Source organism: Ensifer sp. ENS11 (genome assembly GCF_014851895.1).
Classification (GTDB): domain Bacteria; phylum Pseudomonadota; class Alphaproteobacteria; order Rhizobiales; family Rhizobiaceae; genus Ensifer; species Ensifer canadensis.
The window spans coordinates 1-24036 of the sequence record NZ_JACVAN010000010.1; the positions used below are offsets into that span (position 1 = coordinate 1).

Below are 24036 nucleotides of genomic sequence, written 5' to 3' on the forward strand. Positions count from 1 at the left end.
GTAGATCAGGCCTGTCTTCGACGAGCTCATTGATCCGCTCCTCGAATTTGATCTTGCCGACCAATCCGACTTTCAGACCGAAGTTGCGCAACAATCCGCGAATGTCATTCGCGATGGCGATGGCTTTCTCCTGCAAGAGTTTGCGCGCGGTCAGCAATGCTCGGTGCTTCTGGCTCGTCAATGTCTTCACATGCACAGGCCGATAGAGATTGACGCGCATCATCTGGGCGATGCCACGCGCATCGTTGCGGTCCGTCTTATTCGGTTGGGCTTTCAAAAATGCCTTGGCATGCCTGGTCTCGATGCAGATCACCGGCAATCCTGCCTTGGCAAGCCCTTCATAAAGCCATTGCGACAGTGGTCCGGCTTCAAGACCGATCCGCTCAATCTGCCACTTCGAATCCTTGATCACCGAGATCAAATCCTCAGGGTGAGTGGCAACTTTCGTCTCCCGGCAAATCTTGCCTGTCTCATCAACAATGCAGACCGCGGTCTCTTTCACCGATACATCCAGTGCACAATAGTGTTTCACTGCGCTTCTCCCTCTGATGTTTGAGGCTGTTGAAAGACATGACCTCATTTTACCATCAGTCAGAAGCGCAGCACCGCAATCCACAATGGTCAACGCTGAAACGCAAAGCCGAATATCCCATCTATCCGCGATGGTTCGTGGATGGGGAAACGCCACCTTCCCGTCGTCAACGACGATCAGGCTAACCTCTCAAGCCTGGGCGCACTATGGAACGAGGTGCGGCGAGACTACCCCCCGGGCCTAACCATTTTCCGAGTTGGCGTCACCCTCTACGACCCGTCACCGTCGCATGAGCGGCAACCCGATTTGCTGCTCAACGACGATCGGGCGGCGGAAGCGCTGGGAAAGCGCTAGCCGAGGGATCGACGCGCTCAATACGCGTTATGCCGGCACGGTGGTCAATCTCGGTGTTTGGCGGCCGCCGGCAGGCGGTCATGTCTCATGTCGGCGGTAAGATCAGCTACATGCGCATTCCATCTGCGGATGGATTTCTGGTGATGAAGAGCGGGAAAAGAACATTCGTGTCGGCGACCTGGCCGACAACCAAAAGCTCGAGGCGCTGCAGGCAGTGCTGTTACACGCACTTTGACACGCTCGATTGTCTGCACTTCGCGGGAACGTGAATTCCTCTACATCGACGAGCTCGAGCGTGAAACGTTATGCGGAGCGCGCTTGCCATGTGGGTCCACGGCGCCGCGCCCTGTCGAGGCACGGCGCGGCCTTCTCACTTCGGCTTGTTCTCGTTGTCGGCCTTGGCGTTGAAATCGCACTGATAGCTGACCTCGATCTTGGCGATGGGCGGAAGCGAGACCGCGATCGAGATTTTCAACTGGCCCTTAGGGGACAGTTTGGCGACTTGCCGATTGATGGCGCGTCCACGCCTCTGGTCCTCATGCAGCCAACTCTGACTTCAAGGTGATATGGGCGGAAACCTCCTTGGCTCCGGCTTCCCACAAGGCTTCTGCAGTATTGATCAACGTCGTCGCCGGCCAGCGCGGTGTCATCCGGGGTGCCTCCATGGCCGACGATGGCCTGCACACCACGCCTTCCGGATGACGATCGGGCAGGGGGGCCGGTTGCGGCGGCCTTCTGGATACGCAACACTTTTGCGCCGCCGAAAACGATGAAGACGAGCATCGCGATGGTCAGGTTGAAGAGGAAGCTGGACAGGAACAGCGATGTCGGCGCGAAGGGCAGCCCGGCCCTTTAACAGTTTCTTGACACGATTGGATTTCCAGCGATTTTTGCACCGCGACTTCAACCGAAATCCCCGCGCTCGATGGGGCAGGGAACATCGCGGCACATGCTTGGACATCAACCCTGGAGTCCAGCTTATGGATGTGGATCTGGGAACCCATGCCGTTCGGACAGAGCGGCAAGGATCTTGTCCTTTTCGGAAATGAACGCTCTTCCTTGAAAAACATCGGTTTGATGCTTCGATGCTTCGCCGTCCGCCAACACAAGCAGCGGCAGGGACTGGTTCTTGTCTCCCACCAGAGCAATGACGGGCGATCGCGGACGAGGCCACGCAACCCGTTCAACATCAATCTTTCGCGCTAAATCAGGAAACGAGGCCAGCACTCCCTCCATGAGGGCACAATGCCAACAGTAAAATTGCTGGCCCGGATAGGCGGGATCTTCGAAACCTGGTCGAAGCAGAAACAGTCTGTCTTTTTCCATCAGTTCAACTCGTCTATGCCGGTGTTATGGCTTTGATTATCTGCCCGATTGTCTGGTTCGGCCTGCCCGCGACCGGTGGCGCGATCGCCCACGGCCATTCACCAAGGGCGCAAGAGAAGGTGGCCCACCTTCGGCCTGCTGGTGGCAGCCATCGCCTTGAACACGTTTGTCACCTTCGGCGTTGAGGCGATGGGTATCCAGCTTTTGCAGGCGATGGGCATGGGCCTTACCGGGGCCGTCGCGGTTGCCTCGCTCCTTGGCGTCTTCAAAGTCGGCGGGCGTGTGATCGACCTTCCAGTTCACCACTCCCGCGGTTGAACTCCAAACGGAACCGGAACTGGCCTTCCTCATCATACCAAGCGGGAAAGTTCGTTCCCCAGACATTGTTGTGAAGATTAATGCTGATGCCTTCAAAGCCATTTGCCGGACGCTGGAAATTGAGAAGCTGAGGATAGCCCGGTGCTATCAATGGCGCATCTGGCGTCTCAACCGTCACGATGCCATCATGGCTGGCATAACGCGCGCCCGACATAACACCGTGGAGGTGGAAGCCGCCCCCGCTCGCCACCTCGAACGGCGAGATCCATTGGTCCATCTTATCGAATGCCCAGGCTTTTGAATCGGCGAGTGTGGGGGTGAACCGCAGCCAACTGGCTTCCGGCAAGCGAGTGGCAAGTTTGCCCTGCCAATTCACCCGCAACTCGACCTGCTCCCCGTCGGCTGGAAAGCTATAAAGCAATTGCCAGTCTCGGGGGGCGCCTATCGCAGTCGCTTCATCCGCGATCTCAAGGCTAACAAGAACCTCTGTTTTGCCCGCAACCTCTCGACACAAAACGGTTTTTAGCGCCGGACGCCATGCTTCGCCCGTTGCCCTATGCGCCGCCAGCCCGGGTTTGCGATAGTCCTTGGACGACCAGGCAACAATTTCAGGGCGGTCCCGATTGGCAATGTACTGCGACCAGAACCGGTCGTAGTCGTCCTCGCCAAAGCCCTGATAGAGAATGTCGACCAAGCCTTCGGCACTGGCCCATTCCCGGCCATCAGCTTGCGATTTGAGACTTGCAATTCGCCCGTTGCGACCAACCCTCAAGGTGAAACACCCTGCTGCAATCTCTTTCTCCGGATCGATCGCGCGCCAGTCTTCCCCGATAATTGCCACAGAGGGCATCACCGCCGCCAACGCAGTCTCTGCCTGTTTGGCGCGCGCCTCATCAAGGGTTGCGACGGCTGCGCCAAGATAGGCGCGCTGTTCTTCCCATGATTGTTCCACAATGCCGAATGCTCCTTTCCCGCGTACGTCGGCGAGCTGCGCCGGCGTATAGGACGCCCACTCGGGAAGATAGGTCTTGTGATCCATGCTCCAGGTATGTTCAGGTACCATCATTAGGTGATCGCTAAAGGCGACGATTGCTGGATCATCCGCCAAAGAGGCGTCTTGGTCGATCCAAGACCGACGCAAACGCAGAAGACTTCGATATCGGGCCATTTTAAGTGGGTCACTGCCGGCACCATGGATCCAGCTGTCACCGATCTCGTTCTCAACAACAGGGAGATCTTCGCGCACACTGCGCAATGCCAAGGCGAAGTCATCCAGTGACGAGGCACGAACCTCCGCGTCAGGAAAACGGTTACGCGCGCCTTTGAATACTTGCAGGATTTCATCGACTGACTGCGGGCCTAGATTGTCGTTCGTGTGGCCGAAACCAAGGAGGTCGTTGAGCCCCGCAACACGGCAATCCTCGCCATAGGCGTGCTGACAAATCACTGTGACTGCATGCTCGCCGACCTTCCATCGAAATACCGGTGGGACGTCAGGCATGGTTGATGCCTCATTGATGCCGATGTGAAGAAATTCTACCCCTGCTTCTGCGAGGATGGGAACAATACCCTTCGTATGCCCCGGGACGTCCGTCATTTTTGCTGCAATTGTCGTGCGTCCGAAACGATGATCGAGGCGACGCGACACGGTCAATCCATGGCGGAAAAGGGATGCGTCCATCAATTCGCTGTGGAAGGTAAAAGGCAAGGCATGCCAGACAAGATCGCCAGCTAATATACCTGCCTCAAGCGCCCGTCGGCGGGACGTGTCACTCACTTCAAGCGCGTGGAAAATCATCCAGGCCGGCAACGTCCACACGAGACGTTCCATGCCATTGGCCTGCCGCAGTTCCGCTGCGGCTTGGAGAGCGTTCGGAATATATTGCGTAACATACCGGTCCACAACCCGGGCGGCTGTATCTGTGAACCCCAAATCAACGTGGGTTTTAAAAATGAGATGCACGCTTTTCACGACGTAGTTTCCGATCTCGAACTTGGTCTGTGGGTTAAAAGTTCCGTGCTAGCTGCCTGAAACAACGTTGCCGTTAGCCCCATAAAGCAGGCATTGGTCCACCTTTGGACGCGCGTGTACCACGTCTGATAAGTGGCCCGGTTCATTCATATTCGGCCGAACGATGATCAAAGTTTCCTCAATTTCAACTGAAACAAGCGTCTCGGCGCCGAGGACATCCAGAGGGCGAAGCCTGCCAGCTGTTGCCATGGCGCGAACACATTCCGTTCGGCAATCAAAGTTCCCCGCCAAGGGCCGCAAGGCCTCGCGCAGGGTGTGCGATACCAGGCGTCAAGGGATAGAGCACCGCCTGGATGGAGTGGTAGAGGTCGGGCTTTCCCCGGAATTGCTTATCCGTTGGGCGGTTATCGGGATCAAGCTCCGGAAACCAGCCGCCATTCTGGTGATCAATCAGCCGGTCTGCTGCGAACTTCCACAGGCGCCGGTACCACTCCTCGTCTTCGTTCCGCCGCTCCAGTTTGATGAAGGCGGCAACCGCGCCGATCGCTTCGGTCACCGGCCACCAGTAGCGGTCCGCGCGAGCAACGGTCCCGTCATGGGCAAGGGTGTATATGAAGCCGCCGCGTTCCGTGTCCCAGGCATCCTGCAAAGCCTGTTCCATCAGGCGCCGTGCCTTGGCTGGCGAACCGTCGTCCGGGCGGCCGGAAAGGTCCCAGTATTGCAACAGAAGCCGGCTGAGCTCGAAAGAGTGGCCCGGTGTGCTTCCGGCGGGCCGGAAGATGGGATTGCCTTCGTAGAAGCGGTCGATCTGCCAGTCTGCTGTATAGTGTTCTGGCAGGCGCCACCCCTCGCGGGGAGCAATCCGTTCGATGAAGAAATCAAGGATTCTGCTGGCTTTGCGGAGATAGGAGGTCTGGCCCGTCGCCTCGAAGGCGGTTAGCATCGCTTCGATTGCATGCATATTGGCATTCATGCCGCGATAGGTGGAAAACGGGGTCCAGTCCCGGTTCCATTCGTCGGCGAAGAGACCCGGCTCCTCCTCCCAGAAATACCGGTCCAGAACATCGGTCACATCCTCCAGCAGATATTTCGCATCGGGATGACCGCAGGTCAGGGCGCTTGCGGCGGCCAGGAGCACGAAGACATGGCCGTAGGCGAGCTTTCGGCCGTCGGTCACCTCGCGGCCCCGCGTGGCATAGACATAACCGCCATGATCCCGATCCCGATGGACATTCAGCAGATGACGCATCCCTTGCTCGATCATCACATCGGCCCCCGGCGTGCCAATATGCCGTCCAAGGGCGAAGGAGTGCACCATGCGAGTGGTCGAGTGCAATTCTTGCGTGCGATCCTGCAGCGGGTTGCCCTGGCTGTCCAGATTGAAGAATCCACCCCTGGGATCGAGGCTTTTTCGGAAGAAAGCGAATTGTTGCCTGGCGTCGGCAATCAGCCATGCGCGGCGCTCTTCCCGGTCGAGCCAGAAGTCGGGCAGCGTTGGGCCGGTTGAAATGGCGGTCGTCGTCATGGAGTACTCCTGGAATCAGGCCCGGTCAGGCTGGAAGCTCGGGGGCGCGGTATCATCCGGCAAAGGTTGCAGAAATTGGCAGGATTCGGCTGGTGCACCCTCGATCCGGCGCAAAAGCCGTTCGCCGAGATAGAAGCCGGCCTCGGTCAGGTTTTCGTAGAGGCTCAGCATTTTCGGCCGCACGAGGTCGAAGATACCCGACGTCTGCTTGACCGCGAGATGGATGTCGCGACCGGGTACGAGCCCGCAGTCGGCGGCGGCGGCCATGGCGGCAAGACCGGACACTTCACCCGGACAGATCAGGCCGTCCAGTGGCGGTCTGGCCGACAGCCGGTCGCCCATCCAGCGAACAATCGTATCGGAAGGGCTGTCGAGCGTAATACCCTCGAGAATTTCATGCTGCATGCCGGTCTCGTGGATGACCGACATGAAGCCGTGCAAAAGATGGTTGGCGAAGGTGAAGCGCCGGGGCGGCAGCAGTAAGCCGATATGCCGCGCGCCGGAAGCGATCAGCGATTGCGCGGCCTTGCGGGCAAAGGCGAAATTGTCGAAATCCACGTAGGGATGGGCAGTCGCCAACTCGGTCCGGCCGTGCGAGATGAAGGGGAAACCTTTTTCCAGTAAATAGCGGACGCGTTGGTCGCTAGGCTCGGTTCGCGAGAAGATCACGCCATCGGCCAGTCTGTTGCGAACGATGCGGTCCACCTCATCGTTCCCGGGCTGCTCCTCGAATTGCGGCAGGATCACCAGGTGATACGGCGTGCCGCGCAAGGCCGTATTAATGCCCCTGATGATCGACGTTCCAAATCCCAGCACTTCGTCGTGCGGGTTGAGCATGAGAGCGATGACATTGGTCTTGCCGGTCCTGAGGCGCTGTGCGGCGCGGTCCGGAGCATAACCGATTTCCCGTGCAATCTTCTGGACGACCTCCCGGGTATCCCGCGCGATCTGGGGGTCATCGGCCATCGCCCGGGAAACCGTCGTCACGGCCAATCCGGAGATACCCGCGATGGTGCGAAGGGTCGGGCTCTTGTCCGCCACGCAATTTCTTCCTTTTCAAGTTGCCGATTTTCTAAATTTGCAACGATACAAACTTAACGCTTAATCGCTTATATAAAGCAATATCGCAATCCATAAAAATCTCCAACCAATTGATAAATATGTAATATAAAATCCTCAGAAAATTCCTTGTTGACACATTCTCATTTGTAACGTTACAAATTCCATCACTTGATCACGGTGAAGTGATCAATATCGCAAACCCTAAACTCGCAATTTGCTGCCGGCGCGACGTCTTCAAGGGAGCTGAACTGATTGGCGATACCGTGGCCTGTGCAGAAAGCCGCTCGGGCTCGACGTCGACGCCACTCACGCCTTCGATCGCCTAGAAATCAAAGTTACTGAACCTAACCGCCGCAGCATGGAGATGAGGATAGGTCAACAGACTGCCAGGCTGCATTCGTTCAACATGGGGAGGAGACCATCATGATCAGAGCTACTATCAGCGCCCTCGCGCTGAGCACTGCGTTATTCTCATTGCACACTGCGTCAGCCCAGGAGTTGGCGACAAAAGACAGGATCGGCCTGGAGAATGCGCCAAAGTCGCTTGTCGTCAGGCTGACCGGTGACAGCCCGAACAATGCCGATCTGGCTATAGCTGAGGGCTATCAGAAGATCTTCGTCGACTTCATCCAGAAGCATCCGGACTGGAAGTTGCAACTGCAGTTCATGTCCGCCGATATCGGAACAGAACAGGCGAAGATGCTCGAGCAGGCAAAGGCCGGCAATGCGCCCGATTGCGCAGCTGTCGATTCCTTCGTGTTATCTCAGTTCATGGTCAATCACGTGCTCGCCGACTTCACGCCCTACTTCACCAAGGACGAAGTCGCTGATCTCTTTCCCTTTATCCGCGACGGCATCACCGACAAGGATGGCACTGTCCGCGCCTGGTGGTGGGATACCGACTTGCGTGTCCTCTATCGCAACAAGTCGATCGTTCCCGATGCGCCGCAGACCTGGGACGACCTGAAGACGGCGGCATTGTCGTCCGTGCAACAGGGCATGGAGGGCGCGCTCTTCAATGGCGGCCGTTTTGAGGGCACAACGTTCGATTGGCTTGCCACTTACTGGGCGCTCGACGGCAAGCTGGTCGATGATACCGGCAAGCCGGTCTTTGGTGAAGGCGACAACAAGGAAAAATTCCTCAAGGCTCTCCGCTACTACAAGGATCTGGTCGATACGGGTGCAGCGCCGAAACGCGTGACCACAATCGCCAATTACGACGACCTCAATGCTGCTGCTGCAGCGGGTACGTCGGCCCTCTTCATCGGCGGCAATTGGCAATATGCCCAGCTGAAGTCCACGCTCGATGAGGACGATTTCAACAACTGGACCTTCTCGCCGATTCCCGGGCCGACAGCAGACCAGCGCTCGACTGGCACCGGTGGCTGGACGATCGCCTCGTTCAGCAAGGACAAGGAGAAGGTTGAGATGTGCGCCAACCTCGCCCGGGAAGTCTACATGGGTCCGGCGAACGCTCTGCAGCAGCAGCTGCCGACACGCAAGTCGCTCTTCGACAAGTATCCAGTCTTTGCGACAGACGCCAACAAGGTCTTCGCCAACGCGCTCGCCGACGGTCAGGCGCGTCCCGGTGCTCCGATCTATCCGGAAATCTCCAATCAGATCCAGATCATGATGGGCGACGTTCTGTCAGGCACCAAACAGCCCGAAGAGGCGCTGAATGCCGCCTTCGATGCGACCATGGAGGCTTACAAGCGTCTCTAACCCTCGAGATCGCGGCGGCGCCGAAGGGCGCCGCCAATGACCATCAAAATCCGGATAGAGAAGCCTTATGAGCACAATCGCAATGGAGGCCGCAAGTTCGCCTCATCGCCGCAGATCGTTCATGCGCAGTTTCGCAGGCGCGCCGTTGCCGTGGATGCTGCCTACCATCATCGTCATCGGGATCTTCTATCTCTATCCCGTTTTCGACGTCTTCCGCCTGTCTTTCACAAACGCCACGCTGATCGGTGACAATCAGCAATACACGTTCGGATCGATAACCAACGCGCTGACCTCTCCACAGCTGCCCGGTATTCTCTGGGCCACCCTTATCTTCGTCGGCGGCAGCGTCGTCGGCCAGCAGATACTCGGGCTTGCCGTGGCCGTCGTCGTGATCCGTGGCGAAGAGCGTGGTCTGTTCGGCACGACCATCTTGCGCACGACGGCGCTCGTCGCCTGGGTCGTACCGGGCATCGCCGGTGGCATCATCTGGCAGATGCTATTTTCCGAAGCGCCTTACGGGGCGCTCAACAGCATCCTGCGCCTGATGCACATGCCAACCGTCGCCTGGCTTTCCGACCCTTCGATCGCGCCCTGGTCGGCTCTGATATCCAATATCTGGCGCGGAACGGCCTTTTCCATGGTGGTGATGTATGCGGCGTTGAAGGCCATCGATCCGTCGCTCTACGAAGCCGCCGAAGTGGACGGTGCGACGTCCTCGCAGCAGTTCGCCTTCGTCACCCTGCCGCAGCTGCGCGCGGCGATCCTCGTCAACATGATCCTTATCACCATCATGACGCTCAACACATTCGACGCCATCATCACGCTGACCGGCGGCGGACCTGGACGGGCGACCGAGGTGATCTCGCTCTACGTCTTCAACATTGTTTTCAGGAATTACGATCTCTCGGGCGGCAGCGTCTTGTCGGTCTTGATGCTGCTGATCAGCCTCGGTCTCGCCTTCGTCTACGCCTCGTTTCTGCCCAAGGAGGAAGAACAATGAGTGCCAGAACCGGAAGCCGGTTTGGAGACCTGCTCAGCTACCTCTTCATGATCGTGATGTTCGTTTTTTTCGCAGGCCCGCTGTCCTATCTTCTGTCGCTGGCGATGCGCGACCGGCGGGAGATCTATCGCGGCGTGGCGCGCTACATCCCGGACAACCCGACTTTCGACAATTTCATAACTGTACTGACCAACGGCTACTTTCCGCTTTATCTTTGGAACGGTCTGAAGCTCGCGGCACTCAGCGGCGTAGGAGTGCTCATCGTGGCTCTGCCGGCGGCTTATGCCTTCTCCCGCTTTCACTTTCGCGGCAAGGGACTGTCGATGATGGGGCTGCTGCTCTTCCAGATGATTTCGCCGCTTGTCATCATGGTTCCCTTGTACCGCTACATGAACCGCCTCGGCCTGCTCGACACGCATTTCTCGGTGGTCATGGTCTATGTGGCGCTCGGCGTGCCATTGGCGACCTGGCTTCTGAAAGGCACCGTGGACGGCATCCCACGCAGTCTCGACGAGGCCGCGATGATCGACGGCTGCAACCGCTTCTCGGTGTTTTGGCGGATCGTGCTGCCTCTGTCGGCGCCTGGCATCGCGTCGGTGTTCATCATTACCGTGATCGCCGGCTGGTCGCAGTTCCTTGTTCCCTTTCTCCTCCTGACGCACAACAACCTGATGCCGATTGGTGTCGGCATCTTCAATTTCAGGGGGATGCAGACGGATTCATCGGTGCAATTGCTTGCGGCTGCTTGCCTGATCTCGGTCGTGCCTGCGATTGCTGCCTTCCTATCCCTGCAGCGGCTCATTCTAAGCGCAATGACGAGCGGTGCCGTAAAAGGCTGACATGAGTTCGCAAATGTCTTCGAGGTCAGCATGGAAAAACGCGACGAGGGTCCGATGACGCGGCACGCACGCGGCAACAGTGAATTCGCAGATCTTTCGACCGGCAGGGTCCATGTATCACGCGGGCTGAGGCAGATGAGCGTCTATGTCGCCGAAGCCGTCACGCGGAGGCGCCGTCATGCCGATGTCCGCCGCCCTGATGCTCGCACCCGCCGATCCCGAACACGTACCCGGTCACCGCTCAAGTTCATGGACAGGCTAGGTGCCTGAAGCAGCAATCGATCGGTTTGAGGAGGAACTGATATGAAAGTTGGATTTTACACATCGACCTTCGACGACCGGCCCTTCGAGGAGGTGGCTGATTTTTCTGGCACGCTTTCGATCGAACACGAGGACGCGGCCTATAGATGGCCCGGCAAGGACCTCGACGCACGCAAAGAGGGCGAACGGCTTGGCCTTGCCTATCTGCGCGACGTTCTAAGCACAATCTGACACCGGTAAATAGGGAGAACAACGATGGCGAATGTGTCGGTTAGCGATGCGCGCAAGGACTACGGCGCCTTCAAGGTGATCAAGGGGGTGTCTGTCGATATCAGCGACGGCGAGTTTGTCATTTTGGTAGGCCCTTCCGGTTGTGGCAAATCCACCCTTTTGAGGATGATCGCCGGACTTGAGGGCATCACCGGGGGCGAGATCCGGATCGGCAAGCACGTGGTCAACGAACTTGCCCCCAAGGACCGTGACATTGCCATGGTTTTTCAGAACTATGCGCTCTATCCGCATATGACGGTCGCCCAGAATATGGGGTTTTCGCTGCGGCTGAAGCGTATGCCGAAGCCCGATATCGCTGCGCGGATCGACAGGGCGGCTCGGATTCTTGGTCTCGAAAGCCTCCTGGAGCGTTATCCGAAGCAGCTCTCCGGCGGACAGCGCCAGCGTGTCGCGATGGGCAGGGCAATCGTGCGCGATCCGGCTGTTTTCCTGTTTGACGAACCCCTTTCCAATCTCGATGCGAAGCTGCGCGTGCAGATGCGCTCCGAAATCAAGGAACTGCATCAGCGGCTGAAAACGACGACGATCTACGTGACCCACGACCAGATCGAAGCAATGACCATGGCAGACAAGATCGTTGTCATGCGTGACGGCCGTATCGAACAGTCGGGATCGCCGCTTGATCTTTATGACCGGCCGAACAACCTCTTCGTTGCCGGCTTCATCGGTTCTCCCGCGATGAATTTCATCAAGGGCAGCATGACACCGGAGGGTTTTCGGACAGAGCAGGGAACCGTCCTTCCTGCCGACTTCAAGCCTGCAAATGCAGTCACTTACGGAATACGGCCCGAACACCTCCGTCTGGATCCTCAAGGCATCGAAATCGATATCGTTGTATTGGAGCCAACTGGCTCCGAAACACTCGTCATTGCGCGCCTCGGCGAGCAGACGCTTTCCTGTGTGTTCCGCGACAGGATCAGCCTGAAGCCCGGGGATAAGCTACGCGTGTCGCCGATCATCTCTTCTATCCATTTTTTTGACGGAAACGGGGACCGGATCGTGCCGACGAACGGCCACTAACGTTGCCAATGCGGCGAGACCCGGGATCTCGTCTTGGCCGCCGGTGGCTTCTCCGATGGCTCAAACCAATGCCTCACCCTTGATCGCCATGACCCCTAAGGGACACGTCAACGGCGTAAATATACGAAGACAGGATACGCGCCATGCAGCATCTGACACTTTCCCAGCGCCTCGATCGCCTCAAGGTTCGTACAGCCGAACTTGCCCATTGGCGCAACCGAGACACGATCGAAATCGACGGCTGGACCTTCGAGGGCAAACCCATCGCGCATCACGAAGATTGGCCCCACCGTGAGGGCATCGTGCATTTTGCAGCGATTGCACAGGCGCCGAAGGAGTGGCCACTCGAGGATATCCGTTTGCAGCTCGACCTCGGCGGCGAAAGCCTGATCACGCTTTCTTATCCCGGCGGTCAAACCGAGACCTTCGGCCTCGATCCCTATCACCAGGAGTTCGAGGTAAAAGACCGCGAGCTGTCGATCACGACCGACAGCGTCGCGCGCTTCCCCTTCGGCGAGCCCAATCGACATCCGAAGCTCAACCGTGCGAGGCTCGCGTGGTTGGATCCTTCGGTGCACCGCCTGCACCTTCTCTTGCGTCAAATCGCAGAGGCAATCGACGTTCTAGGCGAACACGAAGTGATCCCGCATCTCATGCATGCGTCCGAACAGGCGCTTCGAAGCCTCGACTGGCCCTCCGCCACCGCGGCCTACGTTTCCCGTACTTCGGGAGCGGAGTATCAGCAGAAAATATGGCAACTGCCGGAGCTTGAGGCCCGCCCCGCCGGCCTGGCAAGCGAGCAGAGCGCATCGGCCGGCGCGGCCTTCGAAGCGTTGACGACGCGGCTGAAGGAACTGCAGAAGCGCTACCCGCCGAATGGCGAGCTGATGCTGACGGGACATGCGCATATCGATCTCGCCTGGCTTTGGCCCTACGACGAGACATGCCGAAAGATGCGCCGTACCTTCAATACTGCGCTGTCCCTGATGGAGCGTTCGGAGGACTTTCGTTTCAATCAATCCACCGCGCACTACTACGCGCAGATGGAGGAAGACGATCCGGAGCTTCTGGAGCGCATCAAGAGGCAGGTTGAAGAGGGCAAGTGGGAAACCGTCGGCGGCATGTGGGTCGAGCCAGACACCAACATGCCGACCGGTGAGAGCCTCGCCCGCCAGGTGCTTTACGGCCAGCGCTACTTCGAGAGGATGTTCGGCACGCGCCATACGGTTTGCTGGTTGCCGGATTGCTTCGGCTTTTCGGGGGCTCTTCCGCAGATCCTTCGTCTCGGCGGGATCGACAGCTTCTTCACCATCAAGGTGAATTGGAGCGAGACGAACCGCTTTCCCTCGGATCTCTTCTGGTGGAAGGGTCTCGACGGCAGCAAGCTCCTGACCCATACATTCGACAATCCGATGCATGGCTACAACGGCTTCGTGCAGCCGGATTGTTTCGTACCAACCTGGAAGAATTTCCGGGGTAAGACGCAGCACGACACATCTTTGCTTGCGGTCGGATACGGTGATGGCGGTGGCGGCGTAACGCCCGAGATGGTGGAGCGCGAGGTGCAGCTGCGCGATTTTCCAGCAATCCCGCAAGCGCGCTGGGGCACCGTAAAGGCATTTTACGAGAAAGCCCATGAGACGGCTTCAAAAAAGGACCTGCCCGTATGGGACGGTGAAATCTATCTCGAGTTGCACCGCGCGACACTGACCACGCAGAGCGGTGTCAAGCGGATGCATCGCCAGGCAGAGCGCGCATTGATCACTGCCGAGACGCTGGCATCCCTGGCAAATCTGATCGGCGGCGAGGCGCCACGGAGCCTTGAGAAGGACTGGCGTTTCGTTCTGAAGAACGAATTCCACGACATCCTGCCGGGGTCCAGCATCCGCGAGGTCTATGTCGATGCCGAGCGGGAGCTTGGGGGCGTGATCGAGAACGCCAAGTCCGAACAGGACAAAGCCATGGCAGTGTTGATCTCGAAGCTTCCGAGCGGGACCATTGCCAATGCCGTGGTAGCCGCAAACCCGTCCCTTAGTGCCCGGTCGTTAAACGTCAGATTGACGGATGGCACGGTGCTCTCGACGGGCGACATGGTCGCGCCGCTTTCGGTTGCGGTTTTCGACCGCGCCGCACTGCGGCCCGCAAGCGAGTTGAAGGCGAGCGCGAACACACTTGAGAACGCCCATCTGTCCGTCACGATCGGCAAGGATGGCGCAGTGTCCAGTCTGGTTCACAAAGCGACCGGCCGCGAAGCGCTTGACGGCTCCGCAAATCAGCTCTGGGTGTATCCAGCCGACAAGCCGCGCAACTGGGACGCCTGGGATATTGAAGCTGACTATGCCGAGAAGGGCATTCGTCTGGAGAGACCTGAGAGTATAACGCTCGTCGAAAGCGGGCCGCACCGCGCGTCTATCCGCGTGGCCTATCGCTACCGGGATTCGAGCGTCACGCAGACCTATGTGCTGACCGCCAATTCGAGGCGTCTCGACATCGAGACGAAGATCGACTGGCATGACCGCCGCACGCTGCTGCGCACCCTCAATCCGGTTGCTGTGCAATCCCGCACCGCCACGTTCGAATGTGCATTTGGAGCGATCGAGCGCGCGACCCACACAAACACATCCTGGGATCAGGCCATGTTTGAGGCAGTGGCGCATCGTTTCGTCGATATCAGCGAACCGGGTTTCGGCGTCGCCCTTCTCAACAATGCGAAATACGGCCACAGTGCGCGTGGCAACGTGATTGGCATGAGCCTGGTGCGCGCGCCTGTCTATCCCGACCCGCTAGCCGACGAGGGGGAGCAAGGCTTCACCTACGCGTTGATGCCGCATGAAGGCACGTGGCACGACGGCGGCGTTCTCGGCGAGGCGATCGATCTCAATCAACCGCTCGTCAGCGCCGAGGCAAAGGGGCTCGCCGCCGGCGCCGTCCAGCCGCTTGTGGTTGAAGGTGTGCCGGTCGCCCTTTCTGGCCTGAAACGCGCGGAAGAAGGTGACGGCCTGGTTCTGCGTCTCTACGAGCCTGCCGGACGTCGCGGCGATCTTGCTCTCAAGCTACCTCATGGCTGGAAGCCTTCAGGTGCTTTGAACATTCTCGAAGAGCCGATGCAAAGACAAGGTCAGGCAGAGATCATGCCGTTTGAAATTCGCACCTGGAAGCTGCTGCAACACTGATCGAAAGTGCCCTACGGCCCTAGAGGGCGAACGACGATACGCGTTTCGGGCGGAAGGTCTTCGCCCGCCAGCAGGAAGCTTGGTTCAGTGCCAGGCTACGTTTGACGTCAAGCATGAACGTGGAGGAGCGGATCATGGCAGTTTCCAACACCAGCTAACCGGGACGAACGGTCCGGATTTGCAATTTGAAAAAGAGGGGCGCCGCGGGTGACTGCGGCTACCCTTTTCCAACGTCCATGGAGGACTTCATGCGTTTGCTTGTTCTCGGTACCGGCGGCATGGCCAACCAACACGCCGCGAATTTCAAGGCCATCAAAGGCGTGAGTGTCGTCGGAGGCGTCGATGTCGAGCCTGAGCGGCGCGCTGGGCGACATCGACATCCATATCGTCGATTTCGCTTCTTACGGTTCGGGGCTCGACGTCGCCCATGTCTTTGCGCGGTTGAAGACATTCGACAAGGCGCGTGGAAACAAGATCGGGGACTACGATCTCGATGCGAACGACAGCTTCACGATGAATGTCGATTTCATCGGCGGCGCGATCGCCACGATCCAGGCAACACGCACGGCCGCTGGCCAGTTCGACCAGTTGCGGCTGCGTTGCTAGGGTGAAACCGGCTCCATCGAGATGATCTACGACACCGGCAAGTAAACGCTGCGGGCCTGCCTTGGAGACGATGTACACACCTGCACGTGGCGTGACATCCTCTTCGATCCGGTCGAAACGAACTATCAGCGTTTCGTGCAGGCGGTCAGGGCCGGAAAAACACAGGAGCCATCTTTCCGCCGAGCCGCGAACATCCAGAAAGTCCTCGACAAGGCGCTTGCATCGGATGCGAGCCACAAGGACGAGGAGTTGGTTTGAGAGCCTCTACCCCGCGCTAACGGCAGGGACGCCCTAACCTGCCACTGGCGGCGGCAGCAACGCGTCGAGGAATGGCAGCAATGCCGCTCCGAGCGCGCCGCCGCCGCCGCTGAAGCTTGCCGGTTTGATCGGTGAAATCCACCCGTGTTTCCAATCGAGGTCTCGATAAAGGTTCGTCCAATCGAGTGGGGGCCAGAACAAGAACTGTTCCTGCAGGTCTCGCAAATCGCGCTTAGCAAGTACCGGCTGGGTTCACGGCCAGCTCTGACGACAGACACGCCATCCATCTTTGCGCGTTAGCTAAAGCCGCATGGTCGCATCAAATAGGCTAGTTGGTCTGCAGCAATGCCGGGGTGTATCAATGGCTTAAGAAACGGACTCGACAGGAGTGTCTCGGTATTGATCGCGTGGTGAGGGACGAAGCCGACGGGCGGGATTTCTCCTCTGTACAACATTGCCAACAACGTTGCGGCATACCCCGTGGCAACCGACGTCAATGCGTTCAATCTGCCTGACACCGGAATTGGCGAAAACCGGTGGCAAACAGTGCGTTCGATCGGCCGTTGCCGCTGATATCCACTTGCCGTCACGACCAGCAAGAGCACGTCGTCTTTGACGATCGGCAAACCGTTGTAAAGGAGTGATCTTAATGCGTCGCGACGATTGCGCAGGCCCAGATCATCGAGAAGGAAACGCATGTAATCGAGATGTCCCGGGTATCGGATCGTCTTGAACGTGACGTTCTTCGGACCCGGATCACCGAAGATCGATAGATCTGCAAGACCACCTGATGTCACGAATTCTTCGTAGCGCACTCCATCGATGCTCAGATGCCCGTAGTTCTCGAGCGGCGATAGCATGACTGCCTTGCCGTCGCGAACGGCCGCACTTGGTTGCGTATATTCATCGATGAGGCCATCGACGTTCCATATTTGCCCATAGCCTATGCGGTTTGTGGAAACCTTTGGTATGGCTCCGACCCGAATTGTCAGATCGGTGACTGGCGCAAAGGCCTCAAGAAGGCCGTAGGCGACATTTCCGATAATGCCTGGCGAGACCCCGCACCCCGTGAAGACGGCTCGGTGTTCGGCCAGAGGAGCCAGAATGGATAGCGTCTCCGGCGTCGCGCAAACGAAATCGAGATAGTGCGTGTCCGAACGAGCCGCAGCCGTTGCGATCTGCGGCACAATGCTTTGCGGGACGGCGGCGACAGCCACATCCTGGTCCGAGAGGATTTTCTGCAACTCTTCGTCATGCGTGTAGGTGCGCAGCTCCGCCGCGATGTTCAGGTCTTCCAACCTATCCAGGGCCTCTTCGGAACGGTCGAGGACCTGTATCGAAAATTCCTCAGGTCCGGCCAAGATCGACGCCAGGGCCGACCCGATATTGCCGGCGCCGACGATGGTCACTTTCATTTTGGGCATGGCACCTTATCCCTTGAACCGCGACACGAACGCTTGCAGCCGTGGATTCTGCGGATTGAGAATGACTTCATCGGACGTGCCGGTCTCGGCAATAACTCCCTGATCGAGAAAGAGAACCCGGTCGGAAACATCAGCCGCGAAGGCCATTTCGTGCGTCACGATCGCCATGGTCATACCCTTGTCGGCAAGATTGCGAATGACCGCGAGAACTTCGCCGACCAATTCCGGGTCGAGCGCACTCGTCACCTCGTCGAGCAGAAGAACTTCCGGCTCCATGGCAAGGGCACGGGCGATGGCAACACGCTGTTTTTGGCCGCCCGAAAGATGGTTGGGATAGGCGGCATGCTTGTCGGCAAGGCCGACCTGGCCGAGAAGGTCCATCGCCAGCTCTCGGGCCTCCCGCGGCGGGCGTTTGCACACGATAATCGGCCCCTCGGTCACATTCTGCAGGACGGTCTTGTGGGGAAACAAGTTGAAGTGCTGGAAAACCATGCCGACATGCCGGCGGAGCTTGCCGATGCCGATCTTTGTGCCCCGGTCGTTGAAACGGTCGCCGACTTGTTGCTGGCGGAAGCGGATCTCGCCGGCAGTCGGCGTCTCCATCATGTTGAGGCACCGGATGAAGGTTGACTTGCCCGACCCGGAAGGGCCGATCAATGCCACGACTTCCCCGCGTGCAAGACTGAGGTCCAGCCCCTTGAGGACCTCAAGAGCTCCGTAGTTTTTTCTGAGGCCGCGGGCCTCGAGGATAGGGTCAGATGTTTGGGAGTTCGCTATCATGTTCGGGCTCTCTTCCTTTAGTCGCTGACCCTGAGGCGTTTTTCGATCCAGTCCGCTGCCTGCGTCAAAGGCAGGAGCATGGCGATGTAGAGTGCGGCCATCACGGTGTAGGATTCGAGCGGACGATAGGTCTGGCCGTTCACGACCGCGGCCATATAGGCGAGATCGGCGACGGAGATGACCGAGACCAGCGAGGTGTTCTTGAACTGAATGACTGACTGGTTGATGAAGGAGGGCAGAACGCGTTTCAGCGCCTGTGGCAGGATGATCCGGCTCATCGACTGCATCGGGCTCATGCCGATCGCGGCGGCTGCCTCTCGCTGCCCCTTGTCGATCGAAACGATGCCGCCGCGGAAGATTTCCGCATAGAACGCACCGACATAGAGCGAGAGCGTCAGCATGGCCGCGACACGATTGTCAACGGAGCCCCCGATCAGCAGCGGGAACGCATAGTAGAACCAGAGCAACTGAACCAAAAGCGGCGTGCACCGGAAGATTTCCTGGTAGGCACGGGCCGTGAGGTTCAGGAGTTTCCAGCCAGACAGCCGTGCCGCGCAGGTTATGAAACCGATGATGACGCCGAAAAAGATCGAACTGAAAGTGTAGACAACGGTGATCCAGAGCCCCCAGAGGAAAAGATCGTAATACTGCCAGACGGAATGAAAGTCCCAGTTATAGCTCATCTCGTTCTCCTGTCTGGCCGCCGCGGATGCGTTGAGTTGCCGCGGTCCAAGTCAGGACACCGGCTATCAAGTGGGCTCGCAAACATAGTGTTCCCCTGGTCTGTGGTGTCGGTTCCTGAGATCGGCAGGGACCGACACGCGATACTCGTCTGTCCATTTCGTAGGGACAATGCAAAGCTGATGGTGAGCCTTACCGCATTTCTTGGAAGGCGGTAGCTGCGGACCCGAAGCGATTGAGAATGCCGGAAAGCTTGTTCCGGTTTGCATCTGAAATGGGAACCATCGGCAATCGCATTTCCGGACCTGCGAGATTGGCGAGCGCAAGAGCAGCTTTGACAGGGCCCGGGTTGGATTCAATGAACATGCCGTCCGTCAGCTCTGCGATCAGTTCGTGAAGCGCCAGCGCCTTGACGGTTTCGCCCGCATGCCAGGCATCGACCATCGCCACCATCTCGCGGGGTGCGATGTTGGCAACGACACTTGTCACCCCCACGGCGCCGAGCGAAAGGAAGGGCAACGTCATGCCGTCGTCACCGGAATGAATGACAAGCCGGTCGCCGCAGGCTGTACGCAGCTGGGTTACCCGAGCCGCCGTGCCGCCGGCCTCCTTGATGGCGACGACATTCTCGTGCCTTTCGACAAGCGTTGCGCAGGTTTCGGGCGCGATTTCCACGCCGCAGCGGCCGGGCACCGAATATAGCATCATCGGCAGTGAGGTTGCTGACGCGGCAGCACCATAATGCGCGATCAGTCCAGCCTGACTCGGCTTGTTGTAGTATGGCGTCACGATCAACACGGCATCTGCGCCTGCGGCCTCTGCACGCTTGATCTTGTCGACCGTCTTGGTCGTGTCGTTGGCTCCGGCGCCGGCCATCACCATGACCTGGCCGGCCGCGATCCGAACAGTGCGAGCGATGACTTCGACGGCTTCGTCATCCGAAAGGGTCGCTGCTTCTCCTGTTGTTCCAACGGGAACGAGGCCGGATACGCCGGCAGCAATCTGTCGTTCAACAAGCGCGTCATACGATGCGTAGTCGACGCCACCGTCCCTAAAGGGGGTAACCAGGGCGGTAAATACGCCTTTGAAGCGATCTGAAAGTGCTGTCATTTCGGTTTCCTCTCTCAAATTGTCAGTCGTTCAAGCTGTCTGCCAAAGTGTATCGGCCACGGGAAACGGCGCTCGAGACCAGCCATTGTGCGGCCGCAATGGCCCCTTCGGCGTAGGCAGCGACCGTGTGCACGCGATAGGAGAACACCGCCTCGGCCGCGCCCATGTCGAAGCGAACTTCGTTGATGCCGACGGTGTCGCCCTCGCGGTTAACCGCGATCGGCGGCTCAGGTGCATCGAAGCCCATGACGCGGCTACGCTCGGCTCGCAACTGTGCCGACAGAAGGCGGGATGTTCCCGAGGGATCGGTTTTCTTGGGGGCGTGGTAGGTTTCCAAGACCGTTATCTCTGCGCCCGGCATCCTGGAGGCAAACGCCAATGCCGATCGCTTGAAGGCTTCAAAGCCACATGCGAAGTTGGCGCTGATCATCATCGGGCGATGCATGCAGCATTTGTCCAGCAGCACATCGTCTTCTCTTGAGAAGCCCGTTGTCCCGATAACCATGGGAATTACCTTGGTCCCGATGTCTCGCTGCAGCGCCATGCTTGCAGCAGGCGTGGAGAAGTCGATCATGACGTCGCAATGACTTTTCATCGCTGCTTCGGCGGGACGATACTCGATGCTGCCGCCAGCTACAGGGACCCCGACGAGTCGAGATCCCGGTGACACCAGGGCCGCTGCCAATTCGAGCCCGGGACTTTCAAGAACCGCTTCGACGAGCCGTGTTCCCACCCGTCCAGAGGCTCCAACGATTCCGATGCGCATCGCGGCTGTTCCTCAGTCGATGACCACTTTTTGCTCCGACATCTCCCGAAGGGCGATACGAACGCCCTCACGGCCGAGACCGCTGCGTTTGACGCCGCCGAACGGGACGTGCTCCGCGCGGAAATCGGGGCCTTCGTTGACCATGACGCCACCAACCATGAGTTCGCGGGAGAACGTCTTGATTAGCGCATGATCGTTGGTGAAAACGCCGGCCTGCAGGCCAAAGGCTCCTGCATTGACTTCGGCAATTGCAGCGTTTGGATCGGTGAAGCTGCGGATGGCGATAACAGGACCGAATGTCTCGTCGGCGATAACAGCGGAATTCGGTTCGACGTCAGAGATTACGGTTGGCGAAAAGAGCGTGCTTTCGTGATTGCCGCCGGTCAGCAGCTTCGCGCCACCGGCAACGCTGGCCCTGACGCGTTGTGCCACCTCCTGGGCCGCCGGCAGATCGATAACCGTCCCCATGTCTGTGTCGTCGTTCGACGGATCGCCGAACTCGATGGCATCGACGGCGGCGAGGAGGCGTTGTGTGAACACCTGCTCGATGTCTTTATGGAGGTACAGCTTCTTCACCGCTGCGCAGCTTTGGCCGGCGATTTCGAACCGGTGGCCGACCGCAGTCGCGACGGCCTTGTCCAAATCAGCATCGGGTAGCACGAAGAGCGGGTCGTTGCCCCCGAGCTCCATCAGGCAACGGATGAGACCACTGGCATTCTTGAGCGCGAGACCGGCGCGCGGGCCCCCCGTGAAAGAAAGCAGATCAATAGGAGCACGGGCAAGCGATAGGGCGCAGTCCGCGCCACCATGGATGACCTGGAAAAGATCGCGCGGCCAGTTTGCCTTCTGCGTGAGTTCGAAGAGGCGAGCCGCAGCCAGCGGAGCCTTCGGCGAGGGTTTGGCGACGACGGCATTGCCGGCGGCAATGGCCGGTCCGAGCTTGTGGCACAAAAGGTTGAGCGGGTAATTGAAAGGCGTGATGGCGCCGATGACCCCAACGGGCTCGTATGTGATTGTGGCAAGACGATCGGCACCACCTTCAACGATCGCGCAATGCAGTGCCTCACCGTCGAGAAACGTTGCCGCATCTCCCGAGAGCTTCAACGTGTTCTGGGCGCGACGCACCTCGTTGCGCGCTTCGCGGATCGTCTTGCCCATTTCCGATGAAATGATCCGGGCCAGGTTCTCTGCGTCCTTGGCAATCTCGGCTGCCAGGGCGTTCAATAGTGCCCGCCGAACCGCAGGCGTGGAGTATCGGAATTCGCGCTGCGCTGTCTTGGCGCGCAAAACAGTGGCGGCGACGTCCGCTCCGGAATGCTCCGCAATCTCGCCGACGATCTGCCCGTTGAAAGGATTACGGACCATGATCGGGCGAGCTGGGGTGGGAGCGATTTTCTGCAGGGACGTCATTTGGAACCTCGTTCGTCGTTCGAATTGTGTTGGGAAATGGCGCGCGTCAAAGCGCCGATGGATACTGGGCGGATGGGCCAGCGCTGGCCCGTCAAATCGTTGGCCGCTGCTGGCGCTTGCGACGGGCTGATGAGGTTCAGCACTTCGGCAACATTTGCGGCGCAGAAGCGCCCTTGGCAGACCCCCATCGAAAATCGGCCGTTGTGTTTCACTTCACGTCCGGAGAGGCCATCGCTCCGTTGTGCAAGCAGCCGGAGATCCCCAATCGTGCGGCCTTCGCAGCGGCACAAGATAGTCTCGTCAGGAAGGGTGGCCAGCGGGGAGGTGGGGTCAACCGGCGCAAACAGCGCTGAGAGCAGGCTCTGAGCGCGACGCTGTTGTGCGATCGCGGCGTCGACGTCCTTGAGTGCGCGCGTTTTACCGGACAATAGGTTCACCACCTGGCGCCCCACGCGCCTGCCATCGGCTTCTGCTGCGATCGAACCGAGCGCTTCCCGGCAGTCGCCAGCCCTCATGATGATTGGTCGGGCGTCCGCCTTCATAGCGACATCGGGAAGGCCGAACTGGTTTGATCTCACGCCGTCGTGGAGGCCGACACGATCGACTATGATCGTCTGTGATTGACCTCTCCGATCACGCAGCGTCGCCTCCAGGCCCGTGTCGCATCGCCGAACCCCTGTGAGGACACAGCCTCGCAGCCAAGGGGTTCGGTTTGCCGTCATCTCGCACAGATAGGAAAATGCCTCGCTCAGAAGTCTGGGGTAAGCAAACAGGCCAAAGGTGACCAGCGGGTGCCGAATGGGATCGCCCGCTTCAACGACGGCGACTGGCGGGTTTCCCAACTTGGCCATTTGCGCGGCGACTGCGATAAGAAGCGGGCCGCCTCCGGCAAGTAGGATTCTGCCGTGCGGCGGTCGTCCTGTTTCCTTCATCATGACTTGCAACCCGCCGGCGGTGGAGACGCCCGAAAGTTCCCAGCCTGGACGAGGCAGTATCTTTTCGATTGCCCCTGTTGCGATCACGACCGCGCGCGCCTTGAGATGCACGACGGCGCCGTGAAGGCGATCCTCGACGAGGACGAGCCCATCACTGTCGATGCCGAGAAAGACACAGGAGTGGCGCAGTCGAATGCCCGATTGTCGATAGGCGGAAAAAAGTGCCTTCCATCGAGCCCGTGCCGTGCGGGGCTGAGGTACGGCTTCAACGCCGTCGATCGGTTGGCGATATATCGCGCCGCCGACATTCGGTCGCTGCTCGATGATCTCGACTGAGAGGCCAGATCCGCTTGCCTCTAGGGCGGCGGAAATCCCGGCAACCCCGCCTCCAACAACGATGATGTCCAGATCAGTCAAGGTCCACCTCCAATCCAACAATCACCATCCCATCCCATGCCGGGGTAAGGCAGGCCTCCGTAGCGACGCCATTGATGCTGACGAGGCAACATTGGCAGGCACCGATGCCGCAAAAATATCGGGTTTCGCGGTCAACGGCGTCGCGGCCGAAGCTCGTGATCCCGGCTGCCTCCAGTGCTGCCGCGACGCTTTCACCTTGGCGAAACGGGATATTCTGCGACATCCAGCGCAACGTTCTGGGACCGTTCATGTCA

General features: G+C 58.9%; 19 protein-coding genes and 3 pseudogenes. 7 read left to right on the forward strand and 15 right to left on the reverse strand.

Features of this window, described 5'->3' with window-relative positions; translation table 11 throughout:
- From IB264_RS19385 to IB264_RS19405, 6 genes and pseudogenes are all read right to left on the reverse strand, one after another.
- A partial coding sequence (locus IB264_RS19385) for a transposase (protein WP_210335644.1) occupies window positions 1–580 on the reverse strand: 580 nt, incomplete at its 3' end.
- A 957-nt stretch (window positions 581–1537) separates the two neighbouring features.
- A pseudogene (locus IB264_RS35620) lies at window positions 1538–1738 on the reverse strand (hypothetical protein); the annotation flags it as partial.
- A gap of 126 nt (window positions 1739–1864) precedes the next feature.
- Window positions 1865–2212, reverse strand: a complete 348-nt coding sequence (locus tag IB264_RS19390; protein WP_081788988.1) for a DUF3088 domain-containing protein — start codon at window positions 2210–2212, stop codon at window positions 1865–1867.
- Window positions 2213–2477: 265 nt separating this feature from the next.
- Entirely contained in the window at window positions 2478–4502 is a 2025-nt protein-coding gene (locus IB264_RS34685; RefSeq protein WP_192433931.1) for a DUF5054 domain-containing protein, read from the reverse strand.
- A 274-nt stretch (window positions 4503–4776) separates the two neighbouring features.
- Window positions 4777–6027 (reverse strand): AGE family epimerase/isomerase, encoded by a 1251-nt coding sequence (locus IB264_RS19400; protein ID WP_057224571.1) that lies wholly within the window; start codon window positions 6025–6027, stop codon window positions 4777–4779.
- 15 nt (window positions 6028–6042) lie between these two features.
- Window positions 6043–7068, reverse strand: coding sequence for a LacI family transcriptional regulator (locus IB264_RS19405; protein ID WP_025429798.1), 1026 nt, complete (start codon window positions 7066–7068; stop codon window positions 6043–6045).
- A gap of 444 nt (window positions 7069–7512) precedes the next feature.
- Between IB264_RS19405 and IB264_RS19410 the strand changes: the two genes are divergently transcribed.
- The 7 genes and pseudogenes from IB264_RS19410 to IB264_RS19440 all read left to right on the forward strand — a co-directional run.
- A complete protein-coding gene (locus IB264_RS19410) occupies window positions 7513–8811 on the forward strand; it encodes an extracellular solute-binding protein (RefSeq protein ID WP_057224569.1) in 1299 nt (432 codons plus the stop codon).
- Between the two features lie 67 nt (window positions 8812–8878).
- The gene (locus IB264_RS19415; RefSeq protein ID WP_025429800.1) at window positions 8879–9811 is read left to right on the forward strand and encodes a carbohydrate ABC transporter permease; all 933 of its coding nucleotides are present in this window, start codon (window positions 8879–8881) and stop codon (window positions 9809–9811) included.
- Window positions 9808–10650 (forward strand): carbohydrate ABC transporter permease, encoded by an 843-nt coding sequence (locus IB264_RS19420; protein WP_025429801.1) that lies wholly within the window; start codon window positions 9808–9810, stop codon window positions 10648–10650. Before IB264_RS19415 ends, IB264_RS19420 begins: the two co-directional genes overlap by 4 nt.
- A 363-nt stretch (window positions 10651–11013) precedes the next feature.
- A pseudogene (locus IB264_RS19425) lies at window positions 11014–11142 on the forward strand (sugar phosphate isomerase/epimerase); the annotation flags it as partial.
- Between the two features lie 24 nt (window positions 11143–11166).
- Window positions 11167–12222 carry an ABC transporter ATP-binding protein gene (locus tag IB264_RS19430; RefSeq protein WP_025429803.1) on the forward strand — a complete coding sequence of 352 codons (1056 nt, stop codon included), beginning with the start codon at window positions 11167–11169 and terminating at the stop codon, window positions 12220–12222.
- 143 nt (window positions 12223–12365) lie between these two features.
- Window positions 12366–15395 carry a glycoside hydrolase family 38 C-terminal domain-containing protein gene (locus IB264_RS19435; protein WP_057224567.1) on the forward strand — a complete coding sequence of 1010 codons (3030 nt, stop codon included), beginning with the start codon at window positions 12366–12368 and terminating at the stop codon, window positions 15393–15395.
- 354 nt (window positions 15396–15749) lie between these two features.
- Window positions 15750–16259, forward strand: a pseudogene (locus IB264_RS19440) (Gfo/Idh/MocA family oxidoreductase); the annotation flags it as partial.
- 33 nt (window positions 16260–16292) lie between these two features.
- Here IB264_RS19440 and IB264_RS19445 read toward each other — a convergent pair.
- The 9 genes from IB264_RS19445 to IB264_RS19485 form a co-directional block, all read right to left on the reverse strand.
- Window positions 16293–16460 carry a hypothetical protein gene (locus IB264_RS19445; RefSeq protein WP_156612968.1) on the reverse strand — a complete coding sequence of 56 codons (168 nt, stop codon included), beginning with the start codon at window positions 16458–16460 and terminating at the stop codon, window positions 16293–16295.
- Between the two features lie 95 nt (window positions 16461–16555).
- Window positions 16556–17683, reverse strand: a complete 1128-nt coding sequence (locus IB264_RS19450; RefSeq protein WP_025429806.1) for a saccharopine dehydrogenase family protein — start codon at window positions 17681–17683, stop codon at window positions 16556–16558.
- Between the two features lie 6 nt (window positions 17684–17689).
- A complete protein-coding gene (locus tag IB264_RS19455) occupies window positions 17690–18463 on the reverse strand; it encodes an amino acid ABC transporter ATP-binding protein (protein WP_081788989.1) in 774 nt (257 codons plus the stop codon).
- Window positions 18464–18480: 17 nt separating this feature from the next.
- Window positions 18481–19146 carry an amino acid ABC transporter permease gene (locus IB264_RS19460; protein WP_025429808.1) on the reverse strand — a complete coding sequence of 222 codons (666 nt, stop codon included), beginning with the start codon at window positions 19144–19146 and terminating at the stop codon, window positions 18481–18483.
- A gap of 190 nt (window positions 19147–19336) precedes the next feature.
- Complete coding sequence (gene dapA, locus IB264_RS19465; RefSeq protein ID WP_025429809.1) at window positions 19337–20254, reverse strand: 4-hydroxy-tetrahydrodipicolinate synthase; 918 nt, start codon at window positions 20252–20254, stop codon at window positions 19337–19339.
- Between the two features lie 22 nt (window positions 20255–20276).
- A complete protein-coding gene (locus IB264_RS19470) occupies window positions 20277–21020 on the reverse strand; it encodes a dihydrodipicolinate reductase C-terminal domain-containing protein (protein ID WP_057224565.1) in 744 nt (247 codons plus the stop codon).
- Window positions 21021–21032: 12 nt separating this feature from the next.
- Window positions 21033–22430, reverse strand: a complete 1398-nt coding sequence (locus tag IB264_RS19475) for an aldehyde dehydrogenase family protein (protein ID WP_192433933.1) — start codon at window positions 22428–22430, stop codon at window positions 21033–21035.
- The gene (locus IB264_RS19480) at window positions 22427–23803 is read right to left on the reverse strand and encodes an FAD-dependent oxidoreductase (protein ID WP_309141658.1); all 1377 of its coding nucleotides are present in this window, start codon (window positions 23801–23803) and stop codon (window positions 22427–22429) included. The genes IB264_RS19475 and IB264_RS19480 overlap by 4 nt, the downstream gene beginning before the upstream one ends.
- Window positions 23775–24032, reverse strand: coding sequence for a 2Fe-2S iron-sulfur cluster-binding protein (locus tag IB264_RS19485; RefSeq protein WP_192433935.1), 258 nt, complete (start codon window positions 24030–24032; stop codon window positions 23775–23777). The genes IB264_RS19480 and IB264_RS19485 overlap by 29 nt, the downstream gene beginning before the upstream one ends.
- Window positions 24033–24036 lie beyond the last annotated feature (4 nt).

What these genes read in the sequence shown, in the direction of transcription:
- dapA (WP_025429809.1), bottom strand. Translation starts at nt 20,254, where the DNA reads ATGACAGCACTTTCAGATCGCTTCAAAGGCGTATTTACCGCCCTGGTT.
- IB264_RS19415 (WP_025429800.1), top strand. Translation starts at nt 8,879, where the DNA reads ATGAGCACAATCGCAATGGAGGCCGCAAGTTCGCCTCATCGCCGCAGA.
- IB264_RS19475 (WP_192433933.1), bottom strand. Translation starts at nt 22,430, where the DNA reads ATGACGTCCCTGCAGAAAATCGCTCCCACCCCAGCTCGCCCGATCATG.
- IB264_RS19470 (WP_057224565.1), bottom strand. Translation starts at nt 21,020, where the DNA reads ATGCGCATCGGAATCGTTGGAGCCTCTGGACGGGTGGGAACACGGCTC.
- IB264_RS19400 (WP_057224571.1), bottom strand. Translation starts at nt 6,027, where the DNA reads ATGACGACGACCGCCATTTCAACCGGCCCAACGCTGCCCGACTTCTGG.
- IB264_RS19390 (WP_081788988.1), bottom strand. Translation starts at nt 2,212, where the DNA reads ATGGAAAAAGACAGACTGTTTCTGCTTCGACCAGGTTTCGAAGATCCC.
- IB264_RS19430 (WP_025429803.1), top strand. Translation starts at nt 11,167, where the DNA reads ATGGCGAATGTGTCGGTTAGCGATGCGCGCAAGGACTACGGCGCCTTC.
- IB264_RS19485 (WP_192433935.1), bottom strand. Translation starts at nt 24,032, where the DNA reads ATGAACGGTCCCAGAACGTTGCGCTGGATGTCGCAGAATATCCCGTTT.
- IB264_RS19435 (WP_057224567.1), top strand. Translation starts at nt 12,366, where the DNA reads ATGCAGCATCTGACACTTTCCCAGCGCCTCGATCGCCTCAAGGTTCGT.
- IB264_RS19450 (WP_025429806.1), bottom strand. Translation starts at nt 17,683, where the DNA reads ATGCCCAAAATGAAAGTGACCATCGTCGGCGCCGGCAATATCGGGTCG.
- IB264_RS19460 (WP_025429808.1), bottom strand. Translation starts at nt 19,146, where the DNA reads ATGAGCTATAACTGGGACTTTCATTCCGTCTGGCAGTATTACGATCTT.
- IB264_RS19410 (WP_057224569.1), top strand. Translation starts at nt 7,513, where the DNA reads ATGATCAGAGCTACTATCAGCGCCCTCGCGCTGAGCACTGCGTTATTC.
- IB264_RS19420 (WP_025429801.1), top strand. Translation starts at nt 9,808, where the DNA reads ATGAGTGCCAGAACCGGAAGCCGGTTTGGAGACCTGCTCAGCTACCTC.
- IB264_RS19455 (WP_081788989.1), bottom strand. Translation starts at nt 18,463, where the DNA reads ATGATAGCGAACTCCCAAACATCTGACCCTATCCTCGAGGCCCGCGGC.